We start from the raw sequence: 286 nt of genomic DNA, 5'->3' as shown, positions 1-286 counted from the left end.
GCGACCAGATGGCCGAGTGAAAACCGAGCTTCTGGCCCCACAGGCGGCAGGCCGGGAAATGCCTGCCCAGCAGCGCCTCCAGCTCGTCGCGGTGCAGCTCCCGCAGGTGGAAGGGATTGCGGTTCTGCAGCCGCTCGCTGTAGACCGCCTTGTCGGGCGAGGAAATCAGCAGGAAGCCGCCCGGCTTGAGCACCCGCCGGAACTCCCGCAGCAGGCCGTCGTGGTCCTCCAGGTGTTCCAGGGTTTCGAAGGATACGACGGCATCGAAGGCGTCATCGGCGAACGG

General features: G+C 66.8%; 1 protein-coding gene. It reads right to left on the bottom strand.

The features are described from left to right. On the bottom strand, window positions 1-286 hold a 286-nt coding region (locus MD536_RS21425; RefSeq protein WP_239603822.1), incomplete at both ends, for a class I SAM-dependent methyltransferase.

This window comes from Flavihumibacter cheonanensis (assembly GCF_022352215.1).
Classification (GTDB): domain Bacteria; phylum Bacteroidota; class Bacteroidia; order Chitinophagales; family Chitinophagaceae; genus Flavihumibacter; species Flavihumibacter cheonanensis.
Note: the sequence above shows the minus strand (reverse complement) of the source record. Positions and strands in the feature narration are given on the sequence as shown.